Genomic DNA, 19,266 nt, shown 5'->3' on the forward strand with positions numbered 1-19,266 from the left:
GGTAGGCTGCGAGAGGTGAAGAATGAGCGGACTGCCGATCTCGTGCCGGACCTCGCAACCGGGACGGCGCCGATGCCGCTGCGCGTGATCGAGAAGTTCATCAACACCCGCCGCCGCGACAGCGACGAGATCGCAACCCCGCCACAGCTGGCGAAGTGGTTGCACGCTAACGGCCTGACACCGGTCGAGATGGTGGTGAAGGCCGAGCAGCGCGACCGTGCCGAACGGATCCGTGAGGGACTGCGCGCGCTGATCGCGGAGAACAACACCGCGCCGGTCTCGAGCCCACGCCCGGACGGCCTCAACCCCGCCGCCCGCGCCGAATTCGCCGAACTCACCCGCGAATTCCCGTTGATGCTCGACGTGACCGTTTCCCCGCCCCGACTGGTCCCCTGTTCCCGGGTGCCGGTCGAGGCGGCGATGGCCGGGCTCCTCGCCATCGTGGCCGAGGCCGTGGCAGAAGGCACGTGGACGCGACTGAAGGCCTGCCGGGAACCAAGCTGTCGATGGGCCTACTACGACCACTCGCGCAATCGCCGCCGGACCTGGTGCTCCATGGACATTTGCGGCAACCGTGCCAAAGCCCGCGCCTCACACCACCGCAAGTCCGCCTCGCCTTGACCGCGGGCAGGTCCGTCAACCGATAACCCCGCGCCGTCGGCCTTCGGGCGCGCCTGCGACGAAATCCGCCTCGGCCATTTCAAGTTCGCGGTGGGGTACAGCTGCTCCGGTCAGCTCGCCGCCGAGCACATCGGCGATGTCGTGCGAGTCCTGCACCAGCGCATGGATATCGACCGCTGCCGCAGTATGGTCGGAGCGTGATCGATGAACGCAGACCGCTACTGTTCCTGACTTCGGTTGCGCTGTCCTCGATCCCGTTCTTCGTGTTGGGCGCAGTCACCGACGGAGTACGGATGGGTGCAATGCGGCTGCCCATGAGCGCAGTCATGTTCGTGGTTCCGGTTGCCGTCGCCGCGGCACTGACCTGGCGGTATTCCGGTGCTGCGGCGGTGCTGGGGTTGCTGCGGCGCGCTGTGGACCGTCCCGCTGCCGCGCCGCGCTGGTATGTGCTTGCTGTGTTGCTGCCGGCGGCGCTGGCGGTGGGGTCCGTGGCGGCCGTGTGCTGGACGGGGCAGGCCGGATGGCGGCTGCCGCTGTCCCCGGCCGCCGCACCGGGGCTGGTGCTGGTTTTCCTCCTCGCAGCGACCTGCGAGGAGCTGGGCTGGACCGGATATGCCATCGAGCCGTTACAGCAGCGCTTCGGCATGTTGCCGGCCGCACTCGGTCTGGGCGTCTATTGGGCGGTCTGGCATGTGATTCCGTTGGTCGAGGCGGGACATCCGGTGGGTTGGATCGCCGGAGGGTTCCTCGGTACGGTCGCCACTCGAGTGCTGATCGTGTGGCTGCACGATCGCACAGGGCATGGAGTGAGTGCGGCGATCCTGATGCACACCTCGTTCAATGTCGCCGCCGCCTACACCCCGGGGCTGGACCGGCCGATCAGCGTGATCACCACCGGCGTCCTCACGGCCGCGCTCACCGCCAGTCTGATATGGGGCAGCACATCGCGGACTCCGCGGGCAATCGACGCGTTGACGCACTGAACTGCTCCCCCGTGATGGCGATTGCGGCGACGACGAGATACCCGACAGTGTGGAATGGCAGGAATCGCAGGGATTAGCCGATGTCGACCCATGGGCCGACTCCGATCCATGCGACGATATCGGAGAAACACGTTCTCCCTCGTCGCGAATTGCATCCCGCCACGAAATTCCCACCGGTCGCTCGGATAGCTGATTGACGGGGTGGGCATACTCGTTCCATCGAGGGCGAGTTGCTCCGGCCGTTTCGGAACGGCCCGTAAGGGCCAGTGACGAGAAAAGTCACGCTAAGCGGCTGGTGTGGGCGGACCGAGCGTCATTCTTCGGTGAACTGCGGGCGGCGTTGTGGCGCTGGTGGTTTCATGTCCGGCTGTGCGTGATGAGGGCGTGGGCGAGTACGGCCGGTTTCCGGCGTTGTCGCGGGTGGAGCTGGAGCGGTTCTTCCACCTGGACGACGAGGACCGCAAGCTGATCGCCGATCGCCGCCGCGACTACAACAAGCTCGGCTTCGTTATCTCCAGCTGAATCAGGGCCGTACACAACGTGTTCGAGGAGAGCGGTAAGTCCTCGGCGTGGCGTCGTAGACGGGATTACCTTCCGTTATCCATCACGGAACGGGAGGTAGGAATGCGGGTGCAGCGGGTGCTGATGCCGGGCGCGGGGTTCGAGTCGTGGACGGTGCTCGGCGACGATCACATGCCGGTGCCGCAGGTCGAGCGGTTTCTGTCGTATCTGGCGTCGATCGAGAAGTCGCCGAACACGATCAAGGCGTATGCCCATGATCTGAAGGACTGGCTGACTTATCTCGACCGCCACGGCATCGACTGGAGGGAGGCGCGGCTCGAGGACGTGGCCGGGTTCGTGGCCTGGTTGCGGTTGCCGCCGCAGGCCCGCGATGGCCTGGTGGCGGTGCTGCCGTCGGTGGCACCGCACTGCTCGGAAAGCGGGCCGGTTCTCCACGGTCCGCTCGTTCCTGCCCGCGATGATGCACATCATCGATTTCGGGGCCACCGGCGACGGCAAACCGGTCCACACCAAGTCCTTCATCGGGGTTAGCTTCGCCGATCTGCGTGACTGGGAACACTGTCTGGTGCGGCTCTACCACCACGTCTTCGTGTCCAGCCTGACCGTGGACCGCGAGCCGGGCCGCTGCGTGCTGGTCAGCCGCGGCCCGCTGGACTCGGAGGCCTACATCGAGGCCTACCATGTGCCGCAAGCGGATCCGGAATTCGATGAGCAGCGCCTCGAGGAGCTGGCGACCGGCTGGGTTCGCAGACCTGGCCGACCGGCCGAACGTGCTGACCATCCGCGACAACGAAGGCCCGCAGCTGAGCGCCGCACTCGACTGGATCCTCGGCACCGGACCGGCGGCCGCATGAACTACATCGCCGAATTCGGGGCCGCGGTAGACACAGAGTCCCCCAAACACGGAGTCCCCCGAACACGCCTGGCAGCGGCTGGCCACCCGCTGGTGGTCGCAGCGGCCGCAACGCGGGCAAGCTCGCCCGCGCGGTGCGGGTGCTATTGGAGATGAGCGAAGCCGACCCGGGGCTGTCGCTGGAGCTGGTGTGGGATCTGATCGAGAACACCGTGTCCAAGGCGGAGTTGCGGGCGGCGCTGGCCGCGATAGATGAGCTTGAGCAGGTCGAACAATTCGAGGGCGTCATCGACGGCCTTGGCGCGCAACCCTCGCGCGTTGCTGGAATTCCTACGCGAGCACACCTGCCAGCGCGCGATCCTCGCCTTCCCGACATGCCTGAATCCCACGGCATGGGTGCGCATGGGCGGGCGGACCGACCCATACGTGTTCGGCCGCGGATCTCTGCCGGCGGCCGGGCGCGGACTGGCCCGCATCATCGCCGCCCGGGCACGGTGGATTCAGGCTAAGGAGTTGCCGCAGATAGGTACCGAATATGTGCGGTAACTCCGGTGACGACCTGGGGAAACGGTCCGCGCTGAGGCTCGGTGACTCCGCAAACTATCTGCGGTAGCGGCTTACCGCCGGATTTGGCGGACTTGGCCCTTCTGACCTCACGGGCCGTGCAGTAGGCGCGGCTGGCCGGGTCGTGCAGGGCGGCGAACGCGGACAAGAACAGGGCGCGTTTGAGTTTGTGGTTGCCGGACCGCGCGGGGTGTTCTCCCTTGATGGAGCTGCCGGAGCGGTGGGTGACCGGGGCGATGCCGACATAGGCGGCCAGATGCCCGGCCGTGGCGAAGGCCGAGCCGTCGCCGACCTCGAGCAGGATGCGGGCTCCGGTCCTGACTCCGACGCCGCACCCAGAGACGTGCCGACGCTCGAGACGAGTCGTCGGCACGCCAGCCAGTTGCTCTTCGACGGTCCTATCGACCGCTCGCGAAGTTACCGGCCTGGCTCAGGCAGGGATGCCTGTGTACAGGTCGAAGCTGCCGTCGGGCTGCTGCTCGCAGACGTAGTGGGTGCCGCCGGTGCTGGGGTCCTGGCCGTCGGCCTCGCATGCGGCCTGGGTGGCGTAGTTGCCGATGTAGTCACCGCCGGGGTTGGCCTGGGCGACACCGATTCCGAGGGTGGCAGCGGCGCCGACCGTGAGCAGGCCGGTGACAACGGTGGTGGCAATCTTGATCATGGGGTTCCTTGCTGTGAGGACTCGGAGGGCCCGAGTTCGACAACAGTAGAGCAGGCCGGCCTCGGCAGCCCAGCCGAGTGCTACCAGTCCGAACTCGCCCCTGAGAAGGTGAAAACCACTCCGTAGCAGCACATCACGACGAAGGCGTTGGACAACTCATCGGCCATGGCCGGACATCATGCGCTACAGCCGATTTCGACCTACCGAAAACGAATCACACGACATGAGAAACAGTGCCGTTTGGCCTGGCGCCCACCTCGGCGAGATCCCCGGGAGTATCCGGTCCTACACCGCGACGTCGGGCAACGGCCCGCGGTCCTCGGGCAGGGTGGGCCCGGTGTTGAGGTAGCTGTAGACGGTGTCGCGGTGGACTCCGAATTCCTTGGCCAGCGTGGCTTTCGGCTCGCCGGCCGCGGCGCGGGTACGCAGGGCGTGGGCCTGTTCGGTCGTGAGGGAGGGTTTGCGGCCTTTGTAGACGCCGCGGGCTTTGGCTTTGGCGATGCCTTCGCGCTGGCGTTCGAGGATGAGGGCGCGTTCGAATTCAGCGACCGCGCCGATCATGTTCAGCAGCAGGTTGGCCATCGGGGTGTCCTCGCCGGTGAAGGTGATGCCCTCCTTGACGAACTCGACCTTGATCCCGTCCTCGGTCAGCCCGCGCACCAGCTGGCGCAGATCGTCGAGACTGCGCGCGAGCCGGTCCATCGGGTGCACGACCATGGTGTCGCCGTCGCTGTTGCGGGCGTTCACGATCTTTGCCGGAGGCCTTGTCGGTGAAGGTCTTCTCGACCCGAACCCCATCGAGTTGTCGTTCGGTGTTCTGGTCGCCGGTGCTGACCCTGACGTAGCCGACTCGCTGCCCGTGCATCGCCCGGAATCCCTTCTGCGCGTGGGAATGTGCCGGGCTGGAGTCCAAGAACCGACACCGACAAGTGTCGGAAAAGCCGATACGGATTCTATTCCGACGCTCGTGCGGGTGGATCGGGAGTGTCGGGTACGGGTGTACCCCCAAAACGACAGCCGGGCGCCGGCCCGAATCGTGGTGACGAGACCGGTCGAAGCATGCTGTAACCCGCCGTGTGCGGTTGGCGACATTTGCAGGTGATCCGAGAGGGCCAGATCCTTTCGGCGCTTGTGGTGGAAGGGGTTTGGATGGACGAGATCGAATGGCAGGAAGACATACCTGGGGGTGTCCGCTGTGTGAGGGAGGTCCTCGGGTTGGACTTCGCCTCCGCGCTCGACGGCACACCGGTGACAGTGCACATGCCAGGACCGCCGATCACGGACGAAGCTCTGCCCCTGACTCAGCCGACAGCGATCCTCGGAAATTTCGAACTTTCCACGATGGCCTGGGGATACCGTCCGCCGAGTTCGTCGGCGATGGTGGTCGTCAACCGGATCGGTTTCACTGCCGCGGTCCCCGATTCCCAGATCGTGGGCGATGAGATGAACGACTGGGCGCTCATTTTTCTTTCGTGGCTCGACATCCTCACAGGTCAGCACCTGACGCCCATCGCGTTCCGGCCGCCTCAACAGGCTGAAAATCGAACTTGCTTGATGACTCGTGGAAGCGACGGAACACCCCTTCATGCTGCGGTCTTCCGTCCCTTTCCGCCGATCTATCCACTCAACCAGTTCGACGCCAGCAAGGAGACGATTGAGCACTGCTGCGCCTTGGCAGGTACGAAGGAACAGGTGCCGCTGGCCTGGATGCTGCTCCGAGACGCTCGCGCACTGCATCGAGTTGCCCAAACGCGCAGAGCGGCCATCGAGTGCGGCAGCGCCGCCGAGATGGCGATCAAATCGCTTCTTAAGCGGCGCAAGGTTTTCCCGAAGAACCCCCGCTCGACGCTAGGTGGCTGGTGTCGAACGGGTATCTGACGGCCGGCGGTGTGGTGGTGCTGGTGGGTGAGGTCGAGTTGGCGCGGGCCGGCGGTGGTATCGGTTGTTGTTTGTTTCCGGTTGTGCCCGTGGCGGTTTGGCCTGACAGCGCCGGATGACCGGCGCTGTCAGGCGGTGGTGGCCCAGCCGGTGCTGGTGTGGGTGAGTCCGAGAACGGCGAGGCGGGAGAGGTTGACCGCGGCGGCCAGCAAGCTGAAGTCGGCTCCGATTTTGGCCCGGCCGCGCATGCGGGCGCGGCGTCCGCCGTGGCGGCGGCGCATCAAATGGCCGATCTTGCGTTCGACCTTGGGTCGGGTCGCGCGGTAGTCGGCCTTCCAGACCGGATCGAGCTGCCGCTGGCGACCGGCGACCAGGTAGTTCTCGAAGGCGCCGACGGTGATCGTGCGCCCGCCCGCCGCCGAGGTGCACTGCGAACGCAGCGGGCACTCGGCGCAGAGGGCACCGAAGTGGGCGGTGCCGGTATGACGGCCGGTGCGGGCAGCGATCGATGCGGTGGCCCCGGCCGGGCAGCTCACCGTGCGGGCATCCAGGTCGATCGTGAACCGGTCCTTGGAGAAATGGCCTTTCACCGACGACGACGGCTGCACCTTCACTCCGTTGTGAATCCCGTTGTCGTCCAAACGTTTCAACAACTCACCGGACCCGTAGGCGGAGTCACCGAACACCGCGGCGGCATCCTCGTCCCGACCTTCGGCTTCGGCTTCGGCTTCGGCTTCGGCTTCGGCTTCGGCTTCGGCTTCGGCTTCGGCTTCGGCTTCGGCTTCGGCTTCGGCTTCGGCTTCGGCTTCGGAGGGCAGGGTATCGGCGAGCAGTTCCTCGGCGGGGTCGGCGTCGCCGGTGTTGCCGGGGGTGACGGTGGTGGCGGTGATGATCTCGCTGTCGGGATCGATGGCGATATGACCCTTGTAGCCGTCGAACCCGCGCGCTTGGGTCTTGTGCCCGTGGCGGGTTTCGGGGTCGACGGTGGAGATCACCCGATCGGCCGCGGTGCCCCGCACGATCCGGAAGGTCCCCTCCTCGTCGGTGATGTCCTGGCCGAGCACGGTGGCCAGCAGCGCCGCGGCCTTACCGGTGGCTTCGTCGAGGTCGCGGCCCTCCAGCAACACCAGCATGGCCATCGCGTCACGAGCCCGGGAATCGATCAGTGCGGCGCGGGCGGTCGCATCGTCCCAATCGATGACCGGTTTCGCCGCGGTGGCGTAGTCGTCACCGCTGCTGATCCGCGCCCGCAACGACCCCGCAAGCTCGGCGCCGGCGACCGCGAGCAGCCCGCGGATCGCCGAGCGGACCAAGGTGATGGTGTCCATCGTGGCCACCGCGTCATACAACGGTGTCGAGTCCAGCACCCGTTTGCGGCCCACCAGCCCGGCCTGGCGTGCCACGGCGAGCACAGCGTCGAAGATACGGCCGGGCCGATCCGAACGGGCCAGCCTCGCGCGCATGTCCACCAGCACCGTGTGCACGAACCCCGGATAATCGAAAGCCAGGCCACCGGCGGCGTATTTCCAGCGGGCGTCGAACGCGAACCGCTCCACCGCTTCCCGATCCGACAAACCTTCGATCCGCTGCAACGCCATCACCACCGCCACGATCATCGGCGGCACACTGCGCCGCCCGACATCGGTGAACAGATCAGCGAACATCTCATCCGGGAACAACCGCCCGCATTCCCGGTGCAGCACACCGTAAATCGAGTCCTCGCCCACCCGGCCCGCGCAGAACTCCACCGTCGACTGCAACAGATCACCCTGAACCGGCACACGCCCCAACGTCACCGCAACATTCTGCTCGAGACCCGCCCCTCACCGCACGAAAAACACCAGTCACCTAGGCCCGCTCTCGGAATTACTCGAAAAGGAGGGCTACCCGCTGCACGCTGACTTCCAAACTTCCTTTCTGGATGTCCGCAACAGGGTGGTTCACATGAACGAGGGGTGGGAATCCGTCACCGAGGCCGAATCGCTACGAATGCTCGAAATCGCCGCAGAGCTGGTGGAGGACGCCTTTCCGCTACCTCGCGGGATCAAGAGGATGCGGTAACTCGATCCGGGCGCTGTCGGGCCGGGTCGCGGATCTGCGGCCGGCGTATCTGCCGCCGGACCCCGCGTCGAGGACGGCGTATGTGGCCGGAGAGATCGCGCAGTGTGATTTCTGGTTCCCGCCGATCGATCTGACGGTGGAGTCGGGGCAGGTCCGGGGCCCGAAACAGTTGCCGGTGCTGACCATGGTGATGGGGTATTCACGCTGGTTGACCGCGATCCTGGTGCCGTCGCGGCATGCGGAGGATCTGTTCGCCGGCTGGTGGAAACTGATAGGCCAGGTGGGTTCGGTGCCAAGGGTTTTGGTCTGGGACGGTGAAGGGGGTAGTGACTGGACGGGATCCGGCGCTAACGCGGTGATCCCACGAGGTTGATCCCGTGACGGGCGTAAACCGTTGCGGCCGAAGCTATTTGTCGCAGAGTCCGCCGGTGGCGAAACCCCGTGGCCTAGAACAGCGCCCGGCGGCAATGATGGCGGGCATGAGCCTGATGAAGTACTGGCCGGTGGCTGGATTGCAGGTGCGGACGCCGTGTCTGGAGCTTCGCATGCCCGGTTTGGAGGACCTGGGTGCACTCGCCGGGCTGGCGGCTGAGGGAGTCCACGATCCGGCGGTTCAGCCGTTCACGGCGGAGTGGACGGATGCGGAACCGGACGAACGCGCAGCGGGTGCTGCGATGGCACTGATGCTGGGCGGACTGGCAGGCGGATCCTCGGCCGATACCGCCGACGCATCCCGCTCGTCGAGCATGACCCAGGTTGTCCGCTTCCGATCCACGATCGAGGCGTCAGCGAGTCTCGCTCTGCGCGAGGGGGATCCGTACGCGCTCGGGTTCTACCTCTATCATCAGCGCGTCCGGTCCCGCGCACGCTTCGGTCGGTCGACCAGACCGAACCGCCCAGTCCCTAGGCGGAATCCTTGGTGATCGTGACCGCCTAATCCTCGTCGTCGTAGGCGAGCACCGGACCGAGGATCTCCTCACGCGCGATCGTCTGATCGTTGGTGATGCCGGAGAAGATCGTCGGGGCGACGAACCAGCCCGCGCGGTCCGGCCGGGTACCGCCCGCGGTTAGAATGCCGTCGTCGGCCGGCTGCGGGAGAACGTGGCCGTCATCTTGGCGCCGCCGCAGATCCGCGCCAAGATGACGGCACCGCCTGATCGATTCAGGCGTACATGTCCTCGATCGCCGCCGCGTACCGTTCGGCGATCGGTTTGCGACGCAGCTTCAGGGTCGGGGTCAGGACATCGCTGCCGGGCTCCCAGAACTCCGGCACGATGGTGAACTTCTTGATCTGTTCGACCCGCGAGAGCTTGGCATTGGCCTGTGCCACCGCCTCCTCGATCTGCTGGCGGATCACCGGCGACTCCGCCAGCACGGCCGGATCCGCCGATTGACCGGACTGCGCCGCGTGCAGTGCGACCGCGTCGGCGTCGAGACAGATCAGGGCCACGTTGTACTTGCGGTCGTCACCGATCGCCACAGCCTGCCCGATCAGCGGAGAGAAGGCCTTGATCCAGTTCTCGATGTTCGACGGCGACATGTTCTTGCCGCCCGCATTGATGATGAGTTCCTTCTTGCGGTCGACGATTCGAAGGTAACCGGCCTCGTCGATGGTGCCGATGTCGCCGGTGTGCAGCCAGCCGTCAGTGATCGCCTCGGCCGTCTGTTCGGGCTTGTTGAGGTAGCCCTTCATAACGATCGGGCCGCGGACCAGGATCTCGCTGTCGGCCGCGATCGCGAGTTCCACACCGGCCAGCGGAGTTCCGACAGTCCCGGGGCGGACCTGCCCGCGCGGGCTCATGGTGACCATCGCCGAGAGCTCGGACATGCCCCAGGCGTCGCTGACCGGGATGCCGAGTCCATTGAAGTAGCGCAGCACTTCCGGCGAGATCGGCGCGGCCCCGGACAGCGCGAGTTTGATCCGGTCCATGCCGATGGCGGCACGCAGCTTGGCCAGCACCAGGGCATCGGCGATCGGATGCAGGACCCGCAACAGCGGATCGACGTCGCGACCGTCGAGGCGGGCATCGGAGACCTTGCGCCCGACGCCGACGGCCCAATGCGCCAGCGCCGCCTTGGCCCCGGTGGATTCGGCGAGCTTGGCGTCGATCGCCGCCTTGAGTTTCTGCCACACCTGCGGCACCGCACCGAAAACGGTGGGATGTACCTCCGCCAGTGCCGCGGCGAGCTGGTGGCGGTCGGCCACCGTGGTGACCTGGTTGCCGACGACCATCAGATGCCACAGCGCCGACCAGCGGTCCGCGGCGTGCGCCGAGGGCAGGAACGACAGAATCCGATCCTCGGGGCCGGAGTCCCACCGTTGCTCGGTCCCGTCCACCAGCGCCAGAACATTCGCGTGGGTCAGCTGCACGCCCTTGGGGTCGCCGGTGGTGCCCGAGGTGTAGATCAGGGTGAGGACGTCATCGGGTTGTACTGCGCGCCAAGTGCTTTCGAAGTCGAACCGGTCCTTGCCGGCAGCGGCGATCTGGTCGAGGGTCAACGCGCCCAGCATCGGAGTGTCTATGCAGATCACCTGCTCGACGGCGGAGTCGCCGCCCGCAGCGGAAATCTTGGCGTAGAACTCGGATTCGCAGACCACGACCTTGGCGCCCGAGTCCCGAAGCAGGTAGCTGATCTGTTCCCGGGAGGACGTGTTGTAGATCGAAAACGGTGTGGCGCCCAGATGCTGCACCGCCACGTCCACCGGGTAGAACTCCGGCCGGTTGGTCATCATCAATGCCACCCGGTCGCCGCGTCGCACGCCGAGACCGGCGAATCCGGCGGCGAGCGCCCGGACGCGCTCACCCCATTCGGCGAAGGTGAGAGTGTGTGTCCCGCTGACGTTCCGGACGGCGATCGCCTCGGGATCGCGTGCGATGGTGGCCTGGAACGCCTCGCACATGGTCTTGGCTCCGGCCGCAAACGTCGATGCCATGGGTTCGGTGACTCCTCGGGTTCGCTGTGCGGATCTCATTTGATCCGCAGCGCTTTCATGAGCTTGTAGGTGGCGGTGAGCAGCTTGGCGTTCTGCGCGCTGGACACTCCCGGCGGCGGATCGAAGCCGATGATGTGCTGGCTGCCCACCGATTGCAGCTCCACGTACTCGAGCAGTCCGTGCTCGCCGTGCCGACGCCCGATACCGGAGGACTTCATGCCGCCCATCGGCGCGTCGTTGGACGCGTAGGCCGACCCGTACCCCTCGTTGATGTTCACTGTGCCGCAACGGATTCGGGCGGCCATCCGGCGACCGCGCGCGACGTCGCGGGTCCAGACGCTGGCGTTGAGGCCGTAGTCGGTGGCGTTGGCGAAGGACACCGCCTCGTCGTCGCCGCGGAAGGCGTACACCGAGACGACCGGCCCGAATGTCTCCTCGCCGAAGACGGTCATCTCCGGTGTCACGCCGCTGAGCACGGTCGGTTCGTAGAACAGCGGGCCGAGATCGGGCCGCGTACGCCCACCGGTCAACACCTGAGCCCCCTTCGCCCGGGCGTCTTCGACATGGGATTCGACCCGTTCGAGCTGGCGCGGCAGAGTGAGCGTGCCGATGTCGTAGTCGAAGCCCGGGCCCTGGCCGAGCACCAGCTTGCCGGTGTGGGCTACGAACTTGGCGAGAAACTCGTCATGGACCGATTCGGCGACGTAGAGCCGTTCGGTGGACAGGCACAGCTGCCCGGTGGTCGAGAAACATGCCCGGACCGCGCCTTTGACGGCCTTGTCGAGGTCGGCGTCGTCGAGCACCAGCATCGGGTTCTTGCCACCGAGTTCGAGCGTGCAGCCGATGAGCCTGCGCGCCGCGGCCTCGGTGACCCGGCGGCCGGCGGCGGTGGAGCCGGTGAAGCAGATGTGGTCGGCTTCCGCGACGAGGGCGTCGCCGAGGTCGCCGGGTTCGCCGATCACGATCTGCCATAGGTCTTCCGGCAGCCCGGCGCGGATCAGCAGTTCCCGCGCGAACAGCGCGGTGAGCGCGGTCTGTGTGTCGGGCTTGTGTACGACGCCGTTGCCCGCGATCAGTGCGGGGATGGCGTCGCCCGCGCCCAGTGAGAGCGGGTAGTTCCAGGGCGAGATGATGGCCACGACGCCCTTGGCCTGCCGCAGCTCGCGGACCTGGGTGGCCATCGGAATCGCTCCCGCACGCGAGCGCGGCGCGAGGAATCCGGGCGCTCGGCGTCCGTAATACAGTGCGACACCGGCGATATCGAGCGTCTCCTCGAAGGCGCTGGTACGCGATTTGCCGGTCTCGGCCTGGACGACATCGATCAGTTCACCGTTGGCGACAATCAGATCATGCAGGGCGACAAATGGTTTCGCTCGCTGCCGGGGTGTTCGCGACGCCCATTCGGCCTGCGCTCTGCGCGCCCGGACATAGGCCCGGGCCACGTCGTCGGCGGTCGACTGCCGCAGGGTGGCGAGGTCTTCGCCGGTGGTCGGCGAGACGGTGGTCACCGGCTGTCCGGTTCCGGTGAGTTGCGCGCTCAGGCGCGAGATCACGGGGTCGGGCAACGCTGCCATGGTGGGGGCTCCCTCCGATACGAGTGTGGTTCAGCGCTCAGGCGTGAAGGTGATGGGCATCGATTTGATCCCGTGGATGAAGTTGCCCTCCAACATCACCGGTTCCCCCGCGGTGAAGTCCGGCACTCGCGTCAGCAACTGCTTGAACAGCGCGCGGAGCTGGGTCTTCGCCACCTGGTTGCCGAGGCAGAAATGCGCGCCGCCACCGCCGAATCCCAGGTGCGGGTTGGGGTCCCGGGACAGGTCGAAGCGCTCGGGGTGGTCGAACACGGTGGTGTCCCAGTTGCCCGCGGCGTAGAACATGACGACCTTCTCACCGGGCCGGATGAGCTGGCCGCCGAGCTCGTATTCCTGCACGCAGGTCCGTTTGAAGGTCATCACCGGCGAGGCCCATCGCACGAATTCCTCCATCGCTCCCTTGATGCGTCCGTCGAAATCCTCTGCCAGCCAAGCTCTTTGGTCGGGATACTCGGTCAGGGCGCGGGCCGCGTGGGCCGCGGTCTGCCGGGTGGTGTCGGTCCCGGCCACGCACAGCAGGGTGAAGAACGAGGACAGTTCGACATCGTTGAGCGTCTCGCCGTCGACCTCGGTATTGGCCAGGGCGGACATGAGGTCGTCGCGCGGGTCCGCGCGGCGTTCCTTGGCGAGTCGGCGGCCGAGTTTGGTCAGATACCAGCCAACCTCGGCGAGCGCCTCGCCGCGATTGCGGCCGCCGCGCACGTCGGGGTCGTTCCAGCCGGTGATGACCTCGGCGGCGTGGGCGACGTCGCGCTGATCGGCCGGGTCGACGCCGATCATGTCGCAGACGGTGCGCATCGGCAGCACCGCGGCGATGTCGGCGACCAGGTCGGCGTGCCCGCGGCCCGCGACGCCGTCGATGATGTCTCCGGCATTGGCTTCGATCTGATCGGCGATGCGCTGCACCTGTTTCGGCGTGAACGCGGCGCTGATGATCTTGCGCTGTTTGGTGTGATCCGGCGGGTCCATGGCCAGGATCGACTGCGAGCCGCGCAGCACGTCCGGCGGCAGGTTCTCGAACGTCACGCCCTGGCCCGAGACGAAGACATCGTTGCTGCGGCTGACCTCGACGATGTCGCTGTGGCGCACCACGGCCCAGTAGCCGGGAATGTCCTCCGGCATCCACGGATCCTCGACCTGCGGCTGCCAGCTCACCGGTGCCGCGGCCCGCAGCGCCGCGAACGATTCCTCACGTTCGCGAGCGGTCTTGGCCCAGAACTCCTTCGAGGAGGTCTCGACGGGGTGAAAAGGGCGAACGCTGGTTTCGACGCCGGTCATGCGGATTCTCCTGGTCCCGTGGGGAAATAGATCGACTGGAGGTGGTGATAGGCCGCCAGGCCTTCGGGCCCGAGCTCTCGGCCCAGGCCGCTGTGCTTGACGCCGCCGAAGGGCGCGCCCGGGTCGAGGGTGAACCCGTTGACGCCGAAGGATCCGGTGCGCACCCGGCGCGCGATGTCCAGGCCGCGTTGCGGATCCGATGTCCACACGGTTCCGCCCAGCCCGAAATCCGAGTCATTGGCCAGGCGAACGGCCTCATCGACATCGCGGTATCGCAGGACGGTCAGCACCGGTCCAAAGATCTCCTCCTGCGCCAGCACCGAATCGTTGTCCAGACCGGCGAACACGGTCGGCTGCACATACCAGCCACGATCCAGGTGCGGCGGACGCCCGCCGCCGGCGACGACCCGACCGCCCGCGGCGATCCCCGCGGCGATATAGCTCTCCACGCGACCGCGTTGACGCTGCGAGACCAGTGGTCCGATCAAGGTTTTCGGGTCGAGCGGGTCACCGATGCGCAGTCGGCCCGCCAATGCGCCCAGCGCGTCGAGGATCTCGTCGTAGCGCGATTCCGGCGCGAGAATCCGCGTGCTGATGTAGCAGGTCTGCCCTTGGTTCAGCAGGAACGCGCCATACCATTCGCGCACGGCCGCACCCAGATCCACGTCGTCGAGCACGATTCCCGCGGACTTCCCGCCCAGTTCGAGCGTGACCGGCCGCAGCAGCCGCCCGCACTGTTCGGCGATGGCCTGCCCGGCGGCGACGGATCCGGTGAACGCCACCTTGTCCACGCCGCGATGTCCGACCAGGTACGCCCCCAGATCGCGACCGCCGGTCACAATGTTCAGCACGCCCGCCGGGATCCCAGCCGCCTGCGCGGCCTCGGCCAGCAGGAACGCGTCGAGGACTGTTTCAGGGGCCGGCTTGACCACGAGGGTGCAGCCCGCCGCCAGGGCGGGCGCGAGTTTGAACATGAGCAGCGACTGCGGGAAGTTCCACGGCACGACGGCCGCGACCACGCCGAGCGGCGCGCGGCGCACCAGCGTGGTGCCCGAAACCATGGAGCGACGAGACTGTTCGAGCGGCATCAGCTCGATCAGGTCGGCGTAGTAGTGCAGCAGCTTGGCCGGGTAGGTTCCCTCGGTCTGCGCGCCGACGACGACCGGCATGCCGTTCTGCATGCTGACCCGGCGCACGAAATCCGTTGATCGCTCCTCGATTTCCTCGGCGAACCGGCGCATCACCGCAGCGCGGTCCTTCGGCTCCCAGGCCGACCATCCGAGCGGATCGTCGAAGGCGCGCCGGGCGGCGGCCACGGCGCGGTCGACGTCGGCGGCGACGGCCTCGGGAACCTGACCGATCGGCTCTTCGGTGGCGGCCGACACGACCGTGATCACTGCGTCACCACTGGATTCGATCCAGTCACCGTCCAGGTAGAGCCGGTCGTAGACGTGTTCCATGACCACACCATAGAGCATGTTATGGTCTCTGCGGAAGAGGCGACCATAGAATGAACTACGGTGTAGGCATGTCGCGCGTGGTGAACAAGGACCAGTACTTCGAGTTCGGACTCGAGACTCTGGCGCAGGCCGGATTCAAGGGCCTCAATATCGGCGTGCTCGTCAAGAACCTCGGCGTCACCAGCGGCTCCTTCTACCACCACTTCGGCAGCTGGCAGGGCTATGTCGACGCCCTGCTCGCGTACTGGGAGAACCTGCAGGTGCAGAAGCTCCGCGACATGCAATTCGGTGGCACCACACCGGAAGCCGACGTCGAGAAGCTGCGCGAGCTGACCATCGACCTGCACCACGAGGCCGAAGCCGCCATCCGCGCCTGGGGTGCGAACGACGAGTCCGTGCGGGCCGTGCAGCGCCGCGTCGACGACGCCCGCCGCAAGACGGTGGGCAAGGCCATCGGCGGCGTGGTCGGTGACCGCAAACTCGCCAAGACCCTCACCTCACTGGGCATGGCGATGCTCACCGGCTACCAGCAATTGGCCGCGGCCGGGCATCATGACGACCTCGGCGCGCTGCTCGACGAGTACCTCCGGCTGATCAACTCGCACGTCGCCGCGGAACAGCGCGCCTGACGCCCGCTATTCGCCGCGCCACTGCGGCGTTCGCTTCTCGGCGAAGGCTCGCGCGCCCTCCCGCGCGTCGCCACTGCGGAAGACCGGACCCAGTTCCGCGGCGTTCATCTCCCACAGCTCGTCACTCCAATCCGCGCCGAAATCGGCCGCTCGGTAGGCGACTCGCTTACTGGCCCGGACCGGCAGCGGGGCATTGGCCGCGATGCGCGCGGCCAACTCCAGCGCGGTATCGAGCACCTCCGCAGCCGGTACGACCCGGTTCACCAGCCCCCAGCGGGCGGCCGTGGCCGCGTCGATCGGTTCGCCGGTGAGCACGACCCCGAGCGCGAGTTTGAGCGGAATCTGCCGCGGTAGTCGCAGCAGGCCGCCCGCGGCCGCCGCGAGGCCCCGTTTCACTTCCGGCAGGCCGAGTTTCGCGTCGTCGGCGAGCACGGCCAGATCGCAGGCAAGCATGATCTCCGTGCCGCCGCCCAGGGCGAACCCGTTGACCGCCGCGATCACCGGCTTGTCGACGAAATGCTTGACCAGACCGGCGAATCCCCACTCCTCGTGCCCCTCGGCGTGGATGCGCTCCCCCGCTGCCAGCGCTTTGAGATCCGCTCCGGCGCAGAAGGCCCGCCCCGCACCGGTGATCACCGCGACGCGCAACTCGCGATCGCGGGCGAACTCGTCGAGCGCCAGTCCGGCCGCGGTGGACAGCGCGCCGTTCACCGCGTTGAGGGCGCCGGGCCGATTGAGGGTGATCACCGCGATGGGCCCGCGACGTTCCAATACGGCAGCAGGGCTTTCGAGCATGGGTCGTAGTCCTTTCGATAGGGGTTCGCGCCGTGGCGACGCATGGACATCGCACCATATTCTGAGTTATGGTTTGACAACACCATAGAGTACGTTATGGAAGGTTGTGCCGATGCCGAGCACCGACACCCCACGCCCGCTCGACGGCTTCCGGGTACTGGATTTCACCCAGAACGTCGCGGGTCCGCTGGCCGGACAGGTCCTGGTGGACCTGGGCGCCGAGGTCATCAAGATCGAGGCGCCGGGCGGTGAGGCCGCCCGCCGAATCACCTCGGTGCTGCCCGGACGCAAGCCGCTGGCCACCTATTTCCTGCCCAACAATCGCGGCAAGAAGTCGGTGATGGTGGACCTCGCAACCGAGGCGGGCAAGGACGCGGTGATGCGACTGGCAGACACCGCCGACGTCATCCTCGAGGCCTTCCGCCCCGGTGTGATGGAAAAACTGGGGTTCGGTCCCGATGAACTGCGGCAACGCAATCCGAGGCTGGTGTACGCGCGACTGTCCGCCTACGGCGGCAACGGCCCGCGCAGCGGCCGCCCCGGGCTCGATCTCATGGTGCAGGCCGAGTCCGGCATGACCACGGGTCTGCGGCGCGCCGACGGCGGACCCCAGATCGTCCCGTTCCAGCTGGTCGACGGCGCGAGCGGGCATGTGCTCGCCCAGGCGGTGCTGGCCGCGCTGCTCAACCGCGAACGGCACGGTGTCGCCGACGTGGTGCGGGTGGCCATGTACGACGTCGCGATCAGCCTGCAGGCCAATCAACTGACCCTGCATCTGAACAAAGAACCGAATTCCGCGACGGCAGCACCGAAACCGGACGCGGCGACCGGCGCGAAGCCCCGCAAGCAGGTCGCGTTCGCGACCCAGCCGTCGGAGGCGTTCCGGGCCGCGGACGGCTTCCTGGTGCTGAGCGCGTATGTCCCCAAGCATTGGCTGAAGTTGTGCGAGGTGCTGGGACGTCCCGAGCTCGCGGACGACGAACGCTTCACCGATCAGCGTCTGCGTTCGATCAATTTCGACGAGCTGCGCACCGAACTCGAGGCCGCGCTGGCCGCTCGGTCGGCCGCCGAATGGGTCGAATTGCTGCATGCGGCCGGTCTCATGGCGACCCTCGCCTACTCCTGGAAGCAGGTCGTGGCCACGGAGTTGTTCGCCGAGAACGAGCTCGCGGTGTCGGTCGGCGACGGTGCGAGCGCGGTCGCGCTCATTCGCACCCCGGCCCGATACCAGAGCTTCACCGCGGCGGGCGTCACCGTCCCGCCGGCGGCCGGTGCGCACAATGACGAGTTCCTCGCTCCCACACCGGCGCATCGATGAGGGCGACCGCGGCGGTACTGCGAGAACCCCAGGGCCCGTTCATCATCGAGCCGATCACGCTGCTCGAGCCCGGGCCGGGCGAGATCGCGTTGAGGGTCGCGGGCGTGGGACTGTGCCATACCGATCTGCTGCCCCGGGTCGCGCCCGGCATCCCGATGCCGATCGTCTGCGGGCACGAGGGTTCCGGCGTGATCACCGCGGTCGGCTCCGGCGTCACGGAGCTGGCCGTGGGCGATCATGTTGTACTGTCGTTCGATTCGTGCGGTGCATGCCGCAGCTGCGCGACCGATCGTCCCGCCTACTGCACCACGTTCTTCCCGCGCAATCTGTCGGGCCGCCGCATCGACGGTTCGACGAGCGCCGAAGACGCTGCCGGACAGCCCGTTTCGGCCCGATGGTTCGGACAGTCGTCGTTCGCCACCTACGCCGTCGCCGAGGCCCGCAATGCGGTGAAGGTGGACGATGATCTCCCCCTGGAACTGCTCGGCCCACTGGGCTGCGGCTTCCAGACCGGGGCCGGTGCGGTGCTGAACTCGCTGGCGGTGCAGCCCGATTCCAGCCTGGTGGTGCTCGGAGTCGGCGCCGTGGGCATGGCCGCCATCCTGGCGGCCCGAATCGCGGGCGCACGCACCATCGTCGCCGTCGACCGCAATCCCGACCGGCTCGAGCTGGCCGTGAAACACGGTGCGACACACACTTTCGACGGCATCCTCGGCGATCTGGGCAAGCAGCTGCGGCGGGCGACCGGCGGCGCGGACTACGCGCTCGACACCACCGGCGTCCCCGAGGTGATCAGCGCGGCGATCAACGCCCTGAACCCGGTCGGTGTGTGCGGCCTGGTCGGCGCGCAACGCGGCGACCTGACCATCGACCCGATGCAGCTGGCCGTCGGGCGCACGATCAAGGGCATCGTCGAGGGCGACGCCGTGCCGCGCCGGTTCATTCCGCGGCTGATCGAATACTGGCGGCGTGGCGACTTTCCGTTCGACGAGTTCATCCGCACGTATCCTCTGTCGGAGATCAACGACGCCGAGCGTGCGCTACATCGCGGCAGCGTCATCAAAGCGGTGCTCATTCCCTGAGCACCCTCCCGATCCGGCGCGTGGGTCAGGTCGT

General features: G+C 67.0%; 20 protein-coding genes and 3 pseudogenes. 12 read left to right on the forward strand and 11 right to left on the reverse strand.

The genetic code is table 11. From position 1 onward, the window contains the following. Positions 1 to 15 precede the first annotated feature (15 nt). On the forward strand, positions 16 to 621 hold the full coding sequence (locus tag ACQP1O_RS22195; RefSeq protein WP_433560417.1) for a CGNR zinc finger domain-containing protein: 606 nt from the start codon (positions 16 to 18) through the stop codon (positions 619 to 621). Between the two features lie 15 nt (positions 622 to 636). Here the strand turns inward: ACQP1O_RS22195 and ACQP1O_RS22200 are convergent, their stop codons facing one another. Further along, positions 637 to 777 carry a hypothetical protein gene (locus tag ACQP1O_RS22200; RefSeq protein ID WP_433560418.1) on the reverse strand — a complete coding sequence of 47 codons (141 nt, stop codon included), beginning with the start codon at positions 775 to 777 and terminating at the stop codon, positions 637 to 639. Between the two features lie 41 nt (positions 778 to 818). Here ACQP1O_RS22200 and ACQP1O_RS22205 point away from each other — a divergent pair, with 41 nt between their 5' ends. The 5 genes from ACQP1O_RS22205 (at position 819) to ACQP1O_RS22225 (ending at position 3,488) form a co-directional block, all read left to right on the forward strand. Beyond that, a complete protein-coding gene (locus ACQP1O_RS22205) occupies positions 819 to 1,604 on the forward strand; it encodes a CPBP family intramembrane glutamic endopeptidase (protein WP_433560419.1) in 786 nt (261 codons plus the stop codon). Between the two features lie 369 nt (positions 1,605 to 1,973). Further along, positions 1,974 to 2,126 (forward strand): DUF4158 domain-containing protein, encoded by a 153-nt coding sequence (locus ACQP1O_RS22210; protein WP_433560420.1) that lies wholly within the window; start codon positions 1,974 to 1,976, stop codon positions 2,124 to 2,126. A 102-nt stretch (positions 2,127 to 2,228) separates the two neighbouring features. After that, the gene (locus ACQP1O_RS22215) at positions 2,229 to 2,657 is read left to right on the forward strand and encodes a site-specific integrase (protein ID WP_433560421.1); all 429 of its coding nucleotides are present in this window, start codon (positions 2,229 to 2,231) and stop codon (positions 2,655 to 2,657) included. Next, positions 2,584 to 3,135, forward strand: a complete 552-nt coding sequence (locus ACQP1O_RS22220; RefSeq protein WP_433560422.1) for a hypothetical protein — start codon at positions 2,584 to 2,586, stop codon at positions 3,133 to 3,135. The genes ACQP1O_RS22215 and ACQP1O_RS22220 overlap by 74 nt, the downstream gene beginning before the upstream one ends. Next, complete coding sequence (locus ACQP1O_RS22225; RefSeq protein ID WP_433560423.1) at positions 3,132 to 3,488, forward strand: hypothetical protein; 357 nt, start codon at positions 3,132 to 3,134, stop codon at positions 3,486 to 3,488. The genes ACQP1O_RS22220 and ACQP1O_RS22225 overlap by 4 nt, the downstream gene beginning before the upstream one ends. A 146-nt stretch (positions 3,489 to 3,634) precedes the next feature. On the opposite strand, the pseudogene ACQP1O_RS22230 reads toward ACQP1O_RS22225, so the two are convergent. The 3 genes and pseudogenes from ACQP1O_RS22230 to ACQP1O_RS22240 form a co-directional block, all read right to left on the reverse strand. Further along, positions 3,635 to 3,874, reverse strand: a pseudogene (locus ACQP1O_RS22230) (IS110 family transposase); the annotation flags it as partial. A gap of 99 nt (positions 3,875 to 3,973) precedes the next feature. Beyond that, positions 3,974 to 4,204 (reverse strand): hypothetical protein, encoded by a 231-nt coding sequence (locus tag ACQP1O_RS22235; RefSeq protein ID WP_433560424.1) that lies wholly within the window; start codon positions 4,202 to 4,204, stop codon positions 3,974 to 3,976. A 285-nt stretch (positions 4,205 to 4,489) separates the two neighbouring features. Continuing rightward, positions 4,490 to 5,069: pseudogene (locus tag ACQP1O_RS22240) on the reverse strand (recombinase family protein). Between the two features lie 284 nt (positions 5,070 to 5,353). Here ACQP1O_RS22240 and ACQP1O_RS22245 point away from each other — a divergent pair. Next, positions 5,354 to 6,082: a hypothetical protein gene (locus ACQP1O_RS22245; RefSeq protein WP_433560425.1), complete on the forward strand. Its 729-nt coding sequence runs from the start codon at positions 5,354 to 5,356 to the stop codon at positions 6,080 to 6,082. Between the two features lie 128 nt (positions 6,083 to 6,210). Here the strand turns inward: ACQP1O_RS22245 and ACQP1O_RS22250 are convergent, their stop codons facing one another. After that, positions 6,211 to 7,878: a transposase gene (locus ACQP1O_RS22250; protein ID WP_433560426.1), complete on the reverse strand. Its 1,668-nt coding sequence runs from the start codon at positions 7,876 to 7,878 to the stop codon at positions 6,211 to 6,213. Positions 7,879 to 8,162: 284 nt separating this feature from the next. On the opposite strand from ACQP1O_RS22250, the pseudogene ACQP1O_RS22255 reads away from it, so the two are divergent. Beyond that, positions 8,163 to 8,465: pseudogene (locus ACQP1O_RS22255) on the forward strand (IS21 family transposase); the annotation flags it as partial. Between the two features lie 157 nt (positions 8,466 to 8,622). Beyond that, the gene (locus ACQP1O_RS22260) at positions 8,623 to 9,066 is read left to right on the forward strand and encodes a hypothetical protein (RefSeq protein WP_433560427.1); all 444 of its coding nucleotides are present in this window, start codon (positions 8,623 to 8,625) and stop codon (positions 9,064 to 9,066) included. Positions 9,067 to 9,076: 10 nt separating this feature from the next. Here the strand turns inward: ACQP1O_RS22260 and ACQP1O_RS22265 are convergent, their stop codons facing one another. The 5 genes from ACQP1O_RS22265 to ACQP1O_RS22285 are packed head-to-tail and all read right to left on the reverse strand — an operon-like array spanning position 9,077 to position 15,408. Further along, positions 9,077 to 9,301 carry an aldehyde dehydrogenase family protein gene (locus ACQP1O_RS22265; RefSeq protein WP_433567750.1) on the reverse strand — a complete coding sequence of 75 codons (225 nt, stop codon included), beginning with the start codon at positions 9,299 to 9,301 and terminating at the stop codon, positions 9,077 to 9,079. A 4-nt stretch (positions 9,302 to 9,305) separates the two neighbouring features. Continuing rightward, on the reverse strand, positions 9,306 to 11,078 hold the full coding sequence (locus tag ACQP1O_RS22270) for an AMP-dependent synthetase/ligase (RefSeq protein WP_433560428.1): 1,773 nt from the start codon (positions 11,076 to 11,078) through the stop codon (positions 9,306 to 9,308). A 35-nt stretch (positions 11,079 to 11,113) separates the two neighbouring features. Further along, positions 11,114 to 12,652 carry a succinic semialdehyde dehydrogenase gene (locus tag ACQP1O_RS22275; RefSeq protein WP_433560429.1) on the reverse strand — a complete coding sequence of 513 codons (1,539 nt, stop codon included), beginning with the start codon at positions 12,650 to 12,652 and terminating at the stop codon, positions 11,114 to 11,116. Positions 12,653 to 12,682: 30 nt separating this feature from the next. Continuing rightward, positions 12,683 to 13,948 carry a cytochrome P450 gene (locus ACQP1O_RS22280; protein WP_433560430.1) on the reverse strand — a complete coding sequence of 422 codons (1,266 nt, stop codon included), beginning with the start codon at positions 13,946 to 13,948 and terminating at the stop codon, positions 12,683 to 12,685. Continuing rightward, positions 13,945 to 15,408 (reverse strand): aldehyde dehydrogenase, encoded by a 1,464-nt coding sequence (locus ACQP1O_RS22285; RefSeq protein ID WP_433560431.1) that lies wholly within the window; start codon positions 15,406 to 15,408, stop codon positions 13,945 to 13,947. Before ACQP1O_RS22285 ends, ACQP1O_RS22280 begins: the two co-directional genes overlap by 4 nt. Positions 15,409 to 15,476: 68 nt before the next feature. On the opposite strand from ACQP1O_RS22285, the gene ACQP1O_RS22290 reads away from it, so the two are divergent. Then, the gene (locus ACQP1O_RS22290) at positions 15,477 to 16,037 is read left to right on the forward strand and encodes a TetR/AcrR family transcriptional regulator (RefSeq protein WP_433560432.1); all 561 of its coding nucleotides are present in this window, start codon (positions 15,477 to 15,479) and stop codon (positions 16,035 to 16,037) included. Between the two features lie 6 nt (positions 16,038 to 16,043). Here the strand turns inward: ACQP1O_RS22290 and ACQP1O_RS22295 are convergent, their stop codons facing one another. Continuing rightward, complete coding sequence (locus ACQP1O_RS22295) at positions 16,044 to 16,832, reverse strand: crotonase/enoyl-CoA hydratase family protein (protein ID WP_433560433.1); 789 nt, start codon at positions 16,830 to 16,832, stop codon at positions 16,044 to 16,046. A gap of 112 nt (positions 16,833 to 16,944) precedes the next feature. On the opposite strand from ACQP1O_RS22295, the gene ACQP1O_RS22300 reads away from it, so the two are divergent. Together ACQP1O_RS22300 and ACQP1O_RS22305 are read left to right on the forward strand one after the other, a co-directional pair. Beyond that, positions 16,945 to 18,150 carry a CaiB/BaiF CoA transferase family protein gene (locus ACQP1O_RS22300; protein WP_433560434.1) on the forward strand — a complete coding sequence of 402 codons (1,206 nt, stop codon included), beginning with the start codon at positions 16,945 to 16,947 and terminating at the stop codon, positions 18,148 to 18,150. Beyond that, complete coding sequence (locus ACQP1O_RS22305; protein WP_433560435.1) at positions 18,147 to 19,232, forward strand: NAD(P)-dependent alcohol dehydrogenase; 1,086 nt, start codon at positions 18,147 to 18,149, stop codon at positions 19,230 to 19,232. Before ACQP1O_RS22300 ends, ACQP1O_RS22305 begins: the two co-directional genes overlap by 4 nt. Positions 19,233 to 19,266 lie beyond the last annotated feature (34 nt).

The organism is Nocardia sp. CA-151230, assembly GCF_050942175.1.
Classification (GTDB): Bacteria; Actinomycetota; Actinomycetes; order Mycobacteriales; family Mycobacteriaceae; genus Nocardia.